Consider the following 13,685-nt stretch of genomic DNA (forward strand, 5'->3'; position numbering starts at 1 on the left):
TAAGGACACCCATGCCCAACCCTGACTCGGCTCAATGGGCCTTCAAACTGCGGCACATGGAAGTGTTCCGCGCGGTGATGCTCACCGGCTCAGTAAGCGCGGCGGCCAAGCTGCTGTACGTGTCGCAACCGGCGGTGAGCAAGCTGCTGCAATACGTTGAGGCCCGGCTGGGTTATCGCCTGTTCCAGCGCATCAACAACCGCCTGGTGCCCACGGCCGAAGCCCATACGCTCTACCGTGAAGTGGAGCGGGTCTACCAGGCTGCCCAGGCGGTCAACGACTGCGCCCGTGCATTGGCCGAGCACCCAGAGCGGCAATTGCGGGTGTGTTGCAGTGCGTCGCTGTCCACGGTGCTCATTCCCCACGCTCTGGCGGTGTTGAAGCAGGAGTGGCCGGGGCTGGATATCCAGTGGCAAACCACCCTGATCAGCGACATGCCCGCACAGTTGCTCGGCAAGCGCGTGGACCTTGCAGTGGCGGCCCTGCCGGTGCACCACGACCATCTGCACTCTCAGGCTTTCATGCGCGGGCGGATGGTGGCGGTGCTGCCGCCCGGGCATGTCTGGGCCGGCCAACCGGAGTTGAGCTTGCAGGCACTGGCGGGTGAGCCGCTGCTGCTGTTTCGCCCGGACATGCCGTTCGGCCGTCTGCTGGCAGCCAACTTCGAGCGCCGGGGCCTGGCCTGGCGTTCGGTACTGGATTTCACCAATGCCGTAGAGGGAGTGGCGCTGGTGCGCCATGGCCTGGGCCTGAGCATCATCGACGAGTTCGTTGCCCAGGGCAGCGGCCTGGCGGTGGTGCCGTTGGCCGAAGACATCAGCTTCGATATCAGCTTTGTGTATTCACGTTTCGAGCCGTTGCCTGAGGCGGCGCGGCAGATGATGCGGGTATTGCTGGCCGAGGCGCAGCGCTTGGGGCGCGCCATTGAAGGGTTCGAGATGCCGGCGGGGTGAACCCCAGCCCCTGGCCTAGCCCGGCATGCACTCGACGGTGAGATGGCGAATCTCATGCACGGGGGCCAAGCGTTCACGCACACGCTCGGTGCTCTGTGCGCCCACCACGCTGACGATCGCCGCGTGCGCTTGCGGGCCGATCCTCCAAACGTGCAGGTCAGTGATCTGCAGGCTCTCCCCTGCCAGGCACTCGCGGATTTCCTGAGCCACCTGATCATCGGCCCGGTCCAGCAGCACTGCCGCAGAGGCGTGCATCAATGCCCATGCCCAGCGCGCGATGACCAGCGCCCCCACCACGCCCATCAACGGGTCGAGCCACCCCCAATCCAGGTAGCGCCCAGCCAGCAGCGCGACGATGGCCAGTACCGAGGTGAGCGCATCGGCCAGCACATGCACATAGGCTGAGCGCAGGTTGTTGTCGCCGTGGTGGCTATGTTCATGCTCGTGGTCGTGCTCATGGATGTGGCCATGGCCTAGCAGCAAGGCACTGGCGATGTTCACGAACAGGCCCAGCAATGCGACCCAGATGGCAGTGCCGAAAGCGACCGAAGAGGGTTGCAGCAAGCGGGCAATCGATTCGACCGCGATGCCCAGCGCGACCAGGCCAAGCACCAGCGCCGAGGCAAACCCCGCCAGGTCGCCGACCTTGCCGGTTCCGAAGCTGTACTTGCCACTGCTGGCATGGCGCCGAGCGTAGGCATAAGCCACCGCTGCGATCCCCAAGGCGCCGGCGTGCGTAGCCATGTGCAAGCCATCGGCCAGCAGCGCCATGGAACCGGTTACGTAGCCCGCTGCGATCTCCGCAACCATCATCACCACCGTAAGCAGCACGACCCACCGTGTGCGGCGTGCGTTTTCGTCGTGGTGGCTGCCCAGAAACTGGTGGTCATGGGTGGCACTCATGCGAATCTCCCTTGTTGCATACCCCCCATAGGTATACGAAGCGGACTTTGTCATACCCCCCTCCCCTATGGCAAGCTGGCCACTCTCTCCTGGCTCGTTAAAGGCTGCCCCCGCCCATGTACTGGATTGTGTGCAAGTACCTGCTGACCGCAGGCGTCGTGGTAATGGTCTCGGAGCTGGCCAAGCGCAGCGACAAGCTCGGCGGCCTGGTGGCGGCGCTGCCACTGGTTACCGTGCTCACATTGATATGGCTGTACCTGGAGCAGCAGAGCGCGGAGAAGATCGCCAACCATGCCTGGTACACCTTCTGGTACGTGGTGCCGACCCTGCCGATGTTTCTGATCTTTCCGTTGCTGCTGCCCAGGCTGGGCTTCTGGTGGACGCTGGGTATCAGCGTGGTGGTGACGATGGCCGCATTTGCGGCCTTCGCGGTGGTGATGCGCAGGTTTGGCGTCGACCTGCTGTAGTCAGACCTTGAACCGTGCCACGCCTTGATTCAACTCGGCGGCAAGGCGAGCCAGCTCACCGCTCGACACGCTGATCTGGCTTACGCCGTGGGCCGATTGCACGGAGAGGTCGCGGATGTTGACGATGTTGCGGTCCACTTCGCGCGCCACCTGAGCCTGCTGCTCGGCGGCGCTGGCAATCACCAGGTTGCGCTCGGAAATCTGCGAGATCGAGGCGGTGATTTCGCTCAACGCAGCCCCCGCCGCCAGGGCTTTCTCCAGGGTTTGCCCGGCCAGCTTGCTGGAACTGGTCATCGACGCCAGCGCCTGGCTGGAGCCCCCGCGCATTGCAGTGATCATCTGGTCGATCTCCAGGGTCGATTGCTGGGTGCGGTGAGCCAGCGCACGCACTTCATCGGCCACTACCGCAAAGCCCCTGCCCGACTCACCTGCCCGCGCCGCCTCGATGGCCGCATTGAGCGCCAGCAAGTTGGTTTGCTCGGCGATGGCGCGGATGACGTCCAGCACCTTGCCGATGTCCTGGGATTGTGTGGCCAGGCTCTCCACCTGCGCGAAGGTAGTCTGCACATCACCGCTGAGCGCCTGGATCGCGCTGACCGTCTCCTCCACCCGAGCACGGCCCAGTTGCGCCGATTCACTCGATTGGCTGGATGCTTCAGAGGTGGAAACAGCGTTGCGCGCCACCTCCTCCACTGCCGTGGTCATTTCGTTGATAGCGGTGGCGGCTTGCTCGATTTCATCGTTCTGGCGATTCACTCCGCGGCTGGAATCCTGCGTCACGCCATCGAGCTGGCCGGCGGAGCTTGCCAGTTGCCCGGCCGACTGGCGAATCAGCTGCAAGGTGCCGCGCAGGCTGTGCTGCATCGCCGCCAGGGCACGGAACAGGCGCGTCACTTCATCGTTGCCGTGCTCCGGCAAGGGTTGAGTGAGGTCGCCGGCCGCCACGGTTTCCGCAGCCTTCACCGCCTCGCTCAGCGGGCCCACGATGCTGCGGGTAAGCCATAGCGCCAGGCCGACCGTGGCCAGCGCTGCCAGCAATACGAACGCTGCTACCACGGTAAGAGACCTGGAATACTGTGCGCCAGAGGCCGTGCCTTCAGCATCGATGCGCTGGTTGTAGAAGTCGGATAACGCAGCCAGTTGGTTTCCCGAGTCGTCGACCACCTTCTTCATGTCCACCAGCAGCAGGGCGTTCAGCTCTTCGTGCTTGCCTTGGTCGGCGAGCATGAATGAACGGCTCAAGTTGCTTTGGTATTGGCCCAGCGTGGCCTTGAACGGTTCATAGAGCACGCGCTCCTCAGGGGTGTCGACGAAGCCCTCCAGCAATTTGAGCTTGTCGTTGAGGAACTGCATGCGGGCGTCCATCTGTGATTTGTAGGTAGGGGCGTTCTTCGGGTCCGTGTCCAGCGCCAGACGCAGGGAAATCGTGCGGATACGCAGCATCGCCTCACGGATGTCGGCGACGGCCCGCATGCTGGGGACCCAGTTGGTTTCGACCGTCACCTCGCTCTGGCGGATGGTCGACATCTGGAACAATGCGAAGCCGCCGAGCAAAGCGACCAGCAGGGCAATCAGGGTGAAGCCCAAACCCGCACGGCGTGCGATCGTCAGGTGGCGCAGATGCATGAACAGGCCCTCGGTCCGTGGTTATTCTTGTAGAGCGCACGCGCAGTTGTCGTACGACTTATCACCGCCTATCGGCAGGAAGATGCTGTTCTTTAAGGGCATTCACGGATTATTCATGGATCCGTTGCCGGTGGCCGGCCATCCGTCTATCGACCAACGGCGGTTAGACATTTGCCTGGAACGCCGATAGCCTGAAAAACAGAGATCGTTCTGTCATAGCTTCGCAATACGCTGGAGGCCACCATGGACAATATCTATGTACTGATCGAGCACGGGCAGGAGCAAGGCGAAGCCTACCTGCTGGGCTGGTTCGACAGCGAAGCCACTGCGCAGGAGGCAGCGGTGAAGATGGAGTGGGAGGCTTACCGGGAGGCGCTCAAGCATGAGCGGTTCTGGAGTGGGGAGCCCTTACTGCCTCCCGACCAGGCGGAGCACAAGCGGTTCTGGGTGAAGCCGCTGCCACGGTTCCCGTATGCGGAGGTGCCGCGGGGAGCGGGCGTGCACTAATCCAGCAAAAACTCGTACTGCTGCGGGGAAACATAATCGATGAGCCGGCGCCCAGACATATCACGGCGTTCAATATCGGCGCCCTGCCCTACTAGCCAGCGGAAGAATCTAGTGTCGCTTGTTTTAAGGGCATGGTCCTTGGCATACATGAGTACCGTCGTGCCCTTGCCATTGCTCGCGTTTATGTCTGCACCGGCTGCCAGCAGTGCTCGAGCTGTCTGCTCGAAGCCGTTGTAGCAGGCTACCATCAGCAAAGACCATCCCATCTCATTGCGGTCATCGATGCTGCATAGGCCGAGCAAGGCTTGTGATAGATCGGCCAATTCTCGCGCTTGAGCAATAGCAAACACTTCGCTTTGGCGGTCACGAAACAGCTGGATGTTGTAATCAATGGTCGCGTATTCGACGTAGGTAACTGCATCGAGCACTAAGTTACCGGCCTGCTGACTAGAGCGCGTATCGGTTATCAGGCAGTTGACGAAACGCTCCCCCTCAACCATAGGCAACTGGTAGTTCCGAAAGGCATAGGCCCTGACCTGCCGCGACACTTGCCACGCGGTCTGCATCAAGTTGACTTTCAGGCAGCTGAAATCAATGGATTGTTTAGAGAAATAAGTCGATTGCGTCGCCGGCTGAGGGTATGGCGACACATGCCCCTGCACCAGCGCCTGAACGTGTTCATCGAATAACAGGCAACTGGCCTCGATGCATTTGAGATACAGATCCTTGGCGCAATGCCCTTCGGCCAGCTCGAATGTACGTTGCGCAATCAGCTCTCCGGTGTCGATACCCGCATCAATCACATGGAGCGACACCCCTGCCTCCCGATCACTATTGAGAACAGGCCAGACTGCGGTATACATCCCTTTGTAGCGCGGCAGCAGAGAGAAATGAATGTTGTAGCAGCGCGCCTGGTTGAACCGCTCAGGGCGTACGATCCTGTCGAATTCGAGAGAGAGGAACAGCGTTGCTTGATCGTAGGCCTGAGCGAGCGTTATTTCAGCGATACCCAGTGTTCGAGCTTGGCGCTTGAGTGACCGCTGCCAGCCATCGTCTCCGCTATCGTTGGAGTTGCAAACAACCGCCAGCGCTTGGTTGCCAAACAGGCGGACAAGGGTATTCAGGGCATGTACGGCGATGTTGTTTTTGCCAGCGACGATGATCATCGGCAACTCCCATCAAACGCCGAAAGCGTTGCAGGCATCGATCACCTGGGTAACCTCAGCCTCGGTCATTACCGGGCTTATTGGCAGGCTTACCACCTGCGCATGAATGCGCTCGGTGATCGGCAGCGAGAGCCCCGCCCACTCTGAATATGCATTCTGCTTATGCGGCGGGATCGGATAGTGAATGAGGGTTTCGACACCGCGGCTCGCCATGTGCTGCTGGAAAAGCTCACGCTCTGCGGTGCGAGCAACGAACAGATGCCATACATGATCCAGCGCCCCTTCGGCGCCTCCCTCGCAAGCTGGCATGTGCAGCCTCGGGTTGTCGATGCACGCCAGGTAGCGCGCAGCGACGTGCCGCCGACGCTGAGTCTGCTCATCTAGGTACCTGAGTTTGACGCTCAGCATGGCGGCCTGGATCTCGTCGAGGCGACTGTTCACACCTCGATAATCGTTCAGATATTTGGTATGGGAGCCATAGTTGCGCAGTGCCCGGAGGACCTTTGCAAGCTCGCCATCCTGAGTGGTTATAGCACCGGCATCTCCCAAGGCGCCCAGGTTTTTGCCTGGGTAGAAGCTGAATCCCGAGGCATTCCCCCACGCCCCCGCTCGCACTCCGGCGCGCTGGGCGCCGTGTGCCTGAGCACTGTCTTCGAGGACCAACAGGCCATGCGCTCGCGCCAAGGCGGTTACCGCCTGCATCTCCGCCAGTTGGCCGTACAGATGCACAGCGAGGATCACACGTGTACGCGAAGTAATGGCTTGCTCGGTGGCTTGGAGGCACAGGTTGAAACTGGATGGCGACGGCTCAACCAAGACCGGTGTCAAACCGTTCTCGGTGACTGCCAGGATGGAAGCAATATAAGTATTGGCGGGGACGATCACCTCGTCGCCATCCTTGAGCTTGCCCATTTCTTTCCAGGCGCGCAGGGTGAGCACAAGTGCATCGAGGCCATTGGCGACGCCGATGCAATGGGCAGTGCCACAGTAACTGGCAAACTGTTGCTCGAAAGCCTGGAGATGCGGGCCTTGGATGTACCAGCCGGAGGCGATGACCTGAGCGACGGCGGCGTTGAGTTCGTCGGCCAGCGCGGTATTGAGGGTTTTCAGATCAAGGAAACTGACCATTTACTGCTCCTGCGTGGCACAAGCCAATGATTTTGAAGCCACCGAACAGTGCCTTATTCATTCGGCAGCGGTCTGCCAGTTTTCTGCGTATTGCCCATCTGAAGATACTTCCAGTCGACGATATCAGACTGGGGCGAATACCCGCTCACGACCTGTTGAAGCAATGTCCGAACAGCGGTCAGATCTCCTGACTTAAGTAGAGACTCGAACTGGCGAAGCGCCTCTTTGAGTTCATCCCAATGCAGGTAGGTTTCCACAGCCGTCATGATCATTGGATGACTTGTCTGTTCGACGTTGTCTCCTATTAAAAGCTCTTCGTAGAGCTTTTCCCCGGGGCGCAGCCCTGTGTAATTGATTTCTATGTCACCGTCAGGCTGGGCATCGCAGCATACAGACAAACCAGCCAAGTGAATCATTCGTTCAGCCAGCTCGGCTATGCGTACAGGCTCGCCCATATCGAGCACGAACACATCTCCTCCCTTGCCCATCGAGCCGGCTTGAATAACCAGTTGGGCCGCTTCGGGAATAGTCATGAAATAACGGGTGATTTGCGGGTGAGTAACAGTGACTGGCCCGCCATTCTTGATCTGCTGAGTGAACAGCGGAATGACGGAGCCAGAAGACCCTAGCACATTGCCAAATCGGACCATCGTGAAACGGGTGCGATTGACTTGCGCAATGTTGTCACTGTCTCCGTACAGCACCGGTGCAGCACTGCGGCTCAATGCCTGGAGCACCAGCTCGGCAAGGCGTTTAGTACTGCCCATGACATTTGTCGGCCTGACAGCCTTGTCAGTGGAAACTAGAACAAATTGCTCGACGCCACAGCGCAAGGCAGCTTCGGCAGCACGCAAAGTGCCAAATACATTGTTGTAAAAACCTTCAGCAATGTTGTGCTCGACAATCGGCACGTGTTTGTAAGCTGCGGCATGATAGACCGTCTGAACAGACCAGGTACTCATGATCTCATGCAAATGAATCGAATCTCTGACAGAGCCCAATATCGGTATCAACTCGCATGTTGATTTCCGAGCACGCGCAGTCGCCTCCAATTCACCGGACACCGAATAAAGATTGAACTCGCTATGCTCCAGCAGGATCAGACGCTCAGGCCCTATAGCGAGGATCTGGCGGCATAACTCCGAGCCGATCGAGCCGCCGGCGCCTGTCACCAATACCGTCTTGCCGAATACACAGTGTGCAAGCAGATCCGATTGTGCGGGGACAGTATCGCGCCCAAGAAGGTCTGAGATCTCGACTTCGCGGATATCATCCACATCCAGATTGCCACTCGCCAGGTCCGAATAGGCGGGTATGGTTCGTACCGGAACAGGGTACTGCTCCAGAAGCAAGAGCACTTCGCGACGCCGGCTGCGCGAGACCGAAGGCAGTGCCAAAAGGATCTCCGAAGCGCCAGTGGCTTTCAACATGGAGCCAATCTTGCGAGGGGAGTAGACGAGCAGCCCGGCAATAACACGGTTCGTTATACGGGAGTCGTCATCGATGAATGCGACGGGACGAACACTGCGGCTCATGCGCAGCGCCGCAACGAGTTGATTACCCGCTGAGCCAGCACCGTAGATGGCAACCTTGGCTACATTTTTCTGACGGTTGGAAAACGGGACGAGTCCCGGTACAGCGAATCCGGTACCCAGAAAGTATTGGCGCATCGCCAGGCGCAGGCCGCCTATCAAGACCAAGCTCAACCACCAGTAATTGAAGATGATGGAGCGCGGTACCGCATAACTTCGGTTCGAGTACCAAAAAAGCGCGACCCCCAGCACCAGGGTTGCCAAGGTAACCGCCTTGAAAATTGTGACCAGCGCGTCATTACCCATATAGCGGAGAACCGCCCGATACATACCCATGCGCGCAAAGAAAGGGACGGCAATGAGCGGTGCCAGGCAAAAAAGCTGCCAGTGGAATACCAGAGGGGCAAGTGGCGCTTCAAGCCCTAGCCGCGTCAAGAAGGACAACCACAAAGACAGACACACAAGGAGTATGTCGACCGACACCTGCAGCATACGTTTCCGACGCCGGGGCATTGCCAGAAGCCAAGCTTTGAATGATTCCATACTTTCCCGCCTGAGCGCCTTCCTGAAACGTGCCAGAGGCGCGCATTTTATCAGGTGTTCACGCCTGCGGGCTCATCGAAAGACGACCTGCACGCGAATTTGGCGTCTATGACCCACTCAACGCTCAAGAGTTGAATTTCAAGGCTTTACGCATCGCAAGACTATTCTCATTTCATTGCATCGATCAGGATCGGGCCGAGCGATGCCTTGACAGCTTCAGCATACAGGCGGGATCCCTCTTCATTGAGATGATCACTGTCCGAGTAGATCGGAATGCCTTGCCAGAAGGGAACCGTCTTGAATAGCGGAATGTTTGTAAAGTCCAGCAGAGTGACATTCGGGAACGGCCTGATCAGAGCCGGAAGCGCGTCATTCCAGCGCCGCCACTCGTGGTTTGCTTGGACATCTTGCCGCAAACCCAAGGCCTCCAGACGAACGGCTCGCTGGAGGTTGATATTCAAGCTCGGCACCTGAGCCATTACAAAGACGTGCTGCCCTCTTTCTTGTGCACGCCTGAAGAACTGTTCGAGCGCTTCGACGAATGCCGCACTGGGTAGCTGATAATCCCAGCGAGCCGCGAGAATGATCGTATGCGCGGACGGAAGGTATTTTTCCACCCGTTCAATTTGCTCACGACACGCAACACGTGATTCCGGCGGTATACGATCTACATCGAAACCGGCGATATCAACGCAGCTGCTGGCGGTGATCACCCGAATCCTGGCATGAATGAAAGCGCCCACGATATCGGCGAAGTAGTTGAGTTGGGCGGCATGGCTGTCTCCGATCATCAGCACCTCGCCATTGCCGGCAAGGTCCCCACGAATACAGTCCTCCACCACACGCCCATGGCAAATCACTTCCGGGGCTGCGTATCGCGTCAATGGCGCAGGCAACGGAGCGACGATATGGCTATTGAGCGCTCGGGCTGCTGTCGCCATAACTGCCGCGCACGCAAATATCACCGCAAACACGCGCCATTTCAGACGCAGATTCCAACTCGCTTTTCGCAGCGGGGTTTCGACCCACCGATACGAGATGTATGACGTGACCGCCATGATAGCGAACGAGACTACAATCAACGGTAGGCTCAGGGAGTAATCGTTGTAGTAGTACTTCAAGTACGCCAATACCGGCCAATGCCAGAGGTACAGAGAGTAGGAATAATTACCCACAGTGACCAGCATCGGCAATGAGAGCAGGTGAAGCGTTTGCCGGAGGCCTCCCCAGATTACTGCCGCACAGCCGGCGCAGGGTATCAGCGCCAGTGTGCGAGCTTGGGGAACCGACTCGTCCAGCCAGATGAAGCTGGCAATGATTGCCCCAGCACCGGCGATGCCGCCGATTCGGGCGAGTGAACGTGTCGGCGGGCCTGGGACCACCGCTATGAACGCGCCAAAAAGAAATTCAGGGATCCTTGCCCACAGAGCATAGTAGATAGCGGTATCACCCCCGTTGGCACTTTTTACGGCTGCCAGAGAGGACAGCAAGACCAGTAACACAGCGATGCCAGGGGCCCGCCATCGCGCAGGCGCCCCGAGCAGCACAAAGGGCATGAAAAGGTAAAATTGCATTTCCACTGCCAAAGACCAGGTGTGCAGCAGCGGTAGCTCATAGGCTTGGGGCCCAAAATAATCATAATAATGTGAAAAATAGCGGTTACTGGTAAACTACATAGCTGACTTTGCACTTGCCCACAGTGCCTGGAAATCATTTCCGATCAGAAGAATGGCGCCAACTATCAATACGCACACCAGCATCGCAATATAAGCAGGAACAATTCGCTGGATTCGCGCAAGGTAGAACCTTGAGAGGTTGAAACGTCCCTGCTTCTGCTTTTCCAGCAAGATGGTGGAGATAATGAACCCCGAGATGACAAAGAAGAGATCGACCCCAAGATAGCCTCCGGGCAACCACGCTCTGTCAACATGGAAAACCACCACAGCGATTACTGCAAGTGCTCGCAGACCCTGAATATCGGTCCGCATCCCCTCACCCACTCTGTTGATCTGTCCAGCCATTCTCTGTCTCGTTACCCCAATTTCAGACAATGCCACAGCGGCTGGAACAGGCACGGACCGTGCGTGAGCTGAATCCGACGCCCAATCTATGCAACGACTCCCTGCTGCCGCTGCGAGGGCGGCTAGCATACCCGATCACCCGGCCGGTGGTTACCATCAGCGTAGAGCCCTCCAAGGCTACCCCGCTTCGACTCAAACCTTTTGTTGCAAGGCGCAGCTTGCTGTGGTGTACCAGAATCTAGATAATTCGCCCTTCGAAGCCTTTCGCTCCAAGGCACAGCACACTCCGGACGAGGTGCTGCCCTCCTGGCGAAGGCTGAATCACGCCTCACTCCGCCCCTCCTTGCCGTCGCCGATACGTGACGGAGTGTCACCGAGGCGGGTTCTGGGAAAAGGGCACCCTGCCTAATGTAAGTCCGGGAGCGATATTGAAAATCTTGAGCGTATTCGGGACACGCCCCGAAGCGATTAAAATGGCGCCTCTTGTGCTTGCCCTACAAGGCCGAAGCATTGACGCAAGGGTTTGTGTCACTGGCCAGCACCGGGAAATGCTGGATCAAGTGCTGGATTTGTTCGAGATCGTACCTGAGTACGACCTAAACATCATGAAAGCAGGCCAAGGCTTGACGGATGTCACGGCGAGTATTCTGAGCGGCCTTCGTGACGTCTTCATGCAATTCAAGCCCGACATGGTTCTGGTGCATGGCGACACCGCGACGACCTTCGCCGCATCGCTCGCAGCCTACTACCATCAAATCCCTGTAGGTCATGTGGAGGCAGGGCTGCGCACAGGTAATCTCTACTCGCCATGGCCGGAAGAAGGCAACAGAAAACTGACAACCGCTGTCACCTGCGTGCACTTTGCACCTACTGATACTTCACGTAGCAATCTGCTTGCGGAAGGCGTGCCCGCCACTGACATTGAAATAACCGGCAATACGGTTATCGACGCACTCCTTACCACCTTGGACCGTATAAGGTCGGATGAACCGCTGCAGGCTCGAATCCGTAGCCTGTTGTCTTTCCATAATCCGGAGCGACGTACCATTCTGGTTACTGGGCACCGACGAGAAAGTTTCGGGGGCGGCTTCGAACGTATCTGCCGAGCACTGGCCGCCATTGCCCGCCGCCACCCCGATGTCGACATCATCTATCCCGTCCATCTGAACCCGAACGTATCCGGGCCGGTTCATGCCTCGCTCGGCCAGATTGACAATGTAAAGCTTGTGCCACCGCTGGACTACCTGCCTTTTATCTACCTGATGGCACAAAGTTATCTGATCCTTACGGACTCAGGTGGAATACAGGAAGAAGCTCCGTCCTTGGGTAAACCTGTTCTGGTCATGCGCGACACCACGGAGCGGCCTGAGGCAGTCACTGCGGGCACTGTCGAGCTTGTTGGCACGAACGAAGAGAATATATGCCGCGCAGTCGAGCGACTCCTGGAAGACCAGCAGGCATACCAAGTAATGTCAAAAGCTCATAACCCGTATGGTGATGGTAAGGCTTGCGAACGCATCGTTGAGCGCCTGATGCGCCAACTTACGATAACCGCCACAGATCAATGATTACCTGAATATGAAATTCGACAAGATATCCGTCATCGGGCTTGGTTATATCGGGCTGCCCACAGCAGCGATATTCGCATCTCGCAAAATCAAGGTGGTGGGTGTAGACGTCAATCCCCACGCAGTAGAAACGATCAATCGGGGAGAGGTCCACATCGTTGAACCCGAGCTAGACATCGCAGTGCGCTCTGCCGTCCAATCAGGCTACCTTCGCGCCAGCCTTAAAACAGAACCTGCAAATGCCTTTCTCATCGCAGTACCCACCCCATTCAAGGAGGGAAAAGTACCCGACCTCTCCTACATCAAAGCTGCATGCGAGTCTATAGCGCCGGTTCTGCGCCCTGGCAATCTTGTCATCCTTGAGTCTACCTCGCCAGTCGGTGCCACAGAGCAGATGGCTAAGTGGTTGGGCAATGCCCGCCCTGACCTCTCCTTTCCCGAGGGCGACATGGGAGAGCCTGACATCCATGTCGCGCACTGCCCTGAACGCGTGCTTCCAGGGCAGGTTTTGCGTGAACTGGTACAAAATGACCGAGTCATAGGCGGCCTGACCACGACATGCTCGGAGCATGCTGCCAGTCTTTATAAGTTGATTATCGAAGGTCAGTGCATCATTACGGACGCTCGCACGGCAGAAATGTGCAAGTTGACGGAGAACAGCTTCAGAGATGTGAATATAGCTTTCGCAAATGAGCTTTCCATGATTTGCGACCACATGAACATCAACGTCTGGGACCTCATCAAACTCGCGAACCTCCACCCCAGAGTCAATATTCTACAGCCGGGCCCAGGAGTGGGTGGGCATTGCATTGCCGTTGATCCCTGGTTCATTGTCAGCAGCAGCCCTGATCAGGCAAAACTGATTCGACGGGCTCGCGAAGTCAATGACCTTAAACCTCAATGGGTACTGAAAAAAGTCGACGACGCGATCGAGCAATTGAGGCTTAAGAAACCACGCCCTGTAGTGGCATGTTTTGGTCTCGCATTCAAACCAAATATTGATGACTTGAGAGAAAGCCCGGCACTTAATATCACAGTTGAAATCTGCAAACGTGAAATAGTCGATGTAATCGTGGTCGAACCGAACATTGATGAACTACCTACCGAACTCCAACAGCGCGCGCAGCTTGTAGAGCACTCACACGCAATACAGCATGCCGACCTCCTGGTACTCCTCGTAGATCACAAGCAGTTTCGGGACCACCCCGCTCCGTCCCACCCAAAAATCATAGATACACGTGGGATCTGGTAACACCGCTTCGCGCCTGCAG

At 57.8% G+C, this 13,685-nt stretch carries 11 protein-coding genes and 2 pseudogenes; 5 read left to right on the top strand and 8 right to left on the bottom strand.

Annotated features, from left to right (window positions below):
• Positions 1 to 11: 11 nt before the first annotated feature.
• A complete protein-coding gene (locus LN139_RS13690; RefSeq protein WP_236354299.1) occupies positions 12 to 953 on the top strand; it encodes a LysR family transcriptional regulator in 942 nt (313 codons plus the stop codon).
• 15 nt (positions 954 to 968) lie between these two features.
• Here LN139_RS13690 and dmeF read toward each other — a convergent pair whose 3' ends face one another.
• Positions 969 to 1,856 (bottom strand): CDF family Co(II)/Ni(II) efflux transporter DmeF, encoded by an 888-nt coding sequence (gene dmeF, locus LN139_RS13695; protein WP_236354301.1) that lies wholly within the window; start codon positions 1,854 to 1,856, stop codon positions 969 to 971.
• A 116-nt stretch (positions 1,857 to 1,972) separates the two neighbouring features.
• On the opposite strand from dmeF, the gene LN139_RS13700 reads away from it, so the two are divergent.
• Positions 1,973 to 2,323, top strand: coding sequence for a DUF3147 family protein (locus tag LN139_RS13700; protein WP_236354302.1), 351 nt, complete (start codon positions 1,973 to 1,975; stop codon positions 2,321 to 2,323).
• Here the strand turns inward: LN139_RS13700 and LN139_RS25705 are convergent, their stop codons facing one another.
• A complete protein-coding gene (locus LN139_RS25705) occupies positions 2,324 to 3,187 on the bottom strand; it encodes a methyl-accepting chemotaxis protein (RefSeq protein ID WP_442964436.1) in 864 nt (287 codons plus the stop codon).
• Positions 3,182 to 3,949 (bottom strand): annotated as a pseudogene (locus tag LN139_RS25710) (MCP four helix bundle domain-containing protein); the annotation flags it as partial. The pseudogene LN139_RS25710 and the gene LN139_RS25705, both read right to left, overlap by 6 nt.
• Positions 3,950 to 4,192: 243 nt before the next feature.
• Here LN139_RS25710 and LN139_RS13710 point away from each other — a divergent pair.
• A complete protein-coding gene (locus tag LN139_RS13710) occupies positions 4,193 to 4,456 on the top strand; it encodes a hypothetical protein (RefSeq protein WP_236354304.1) in 264 nt (87 codons plus the stop codon).
• On the opposite strand, the gene LN139_RS13715 is transcribed toward LN139_RS13710, so the two are convergent.
• The 5 genes and pseudogenes from LN139_RS13715 to LN139_RS13735 all read right to left on the bottom strand — a co-directional run.
• A complete protein-coding gene (locus LN139_RS13715) occupies positions 4,453 to 5,622 on the bottom strand; it encodes a formyltransferase family protein (protein WP_236354305.1) in 1,170 nt (389 codons plus the stop codon). The genes LN139_RS13710 and LN139_RS13715 overlap by 4 nt on opposite strands.
• Positions 5,623 to 5,634: 12 nt before the next feature.
• On the bottom strand, positions 5,635 to 6,750 hold the full coding sequence (locus tag LN139_RS13720) for a DegT/DnrJ/EryC1/StrS family aminotransferase (RefSeq protein WP_236354307.1): 1,116 nt from the start codon (positions 6,748 to 6,750) through the stop codon (positions 5,635 to 5,637).
• 53 nt (positions 6,751 to 6,803) lie between these two features.
• A complete protein-coding gene (locus tag LN139_RS13725; protein WP_236354308.1) occupies positions 6,804 to 8,825 on the bottom strand; it encodes a polysaccharide biosynthesis protein in 2,022 nt (673 codons plus the stop codon).
• Positions 8,826 to 8,992: 167 nt separating this feature from the next.
• The gene (locus LN139_RS13730) at positions 8,993 to 9,883 is read right to left on the bottom strand and encodes an SGNH hydrolase domain-containing protein (RefSeq protein WP_329611048.1); all 891 of its coding nucleotides are present in this window, start codon (positions 9,881 to 9,883) and stop codon (positions 8,993 to 8,995) included.
• A pseudogene (locus LN139_RS13735) lies at positions 9,875 to 10,975 on the bottom strand (acyltransferase family protein); the annotation flags it as partial. The pseudogene LN139_RS13735 and the gene LN139_RS13730, both read right to left, overlap by 9 nt.
• A 344-nt stretch (positions 10,976 to 11,319) precedes the next feature.
• On the opposite strand from LN139_RS13735, the gene wecB reads away from it, so the two are divergent.
• Both wecB and wecC read left to right on the top strand, forming a co-directional pair.
• Positions 11,320 to 12,414: a non-hydrolyzing UDP-N-acetylglucosamine 2-epimerase gene (gene wecB, locus LN139_RS13740; protein WP_442964437.1), complete on the top strand. Its 1,095-nt coding sequence runs from the start codon at positions 11,320 to 11,322 to the stop codon at positions 12,412 to 12,414.
• A 10-nt stretch (positions 12,415 to 12,424) separates the two neighbouring features.
• Positions 12,425 to 13,666 (top strand): UDP-N-acetyl-D-mannosamine dehydrogenase, encoded by a 1,242-nt coding sequence (gene wecC, locus LN139_RS13745; RefSeq protein WP_236354310.1) that lies wholly within the window; start codon positions 12,425 to 12,427, stop codon positions 13,664 to 13,666.
• Positions 13,667 to 13,685: the final 19 nt, after the last annotated feature.

This window comes from Pseudomonas sp. KNUC1026 (assembly GCF_021650705.1).
In the GTDB taxonomy this organism is placed as follows: domain Bacteria; phylum Pseudomonadota; class Gammaproteobacteria; order Pseudomonadales; family Pseudomonadaceae; genus Aquipseudomonas.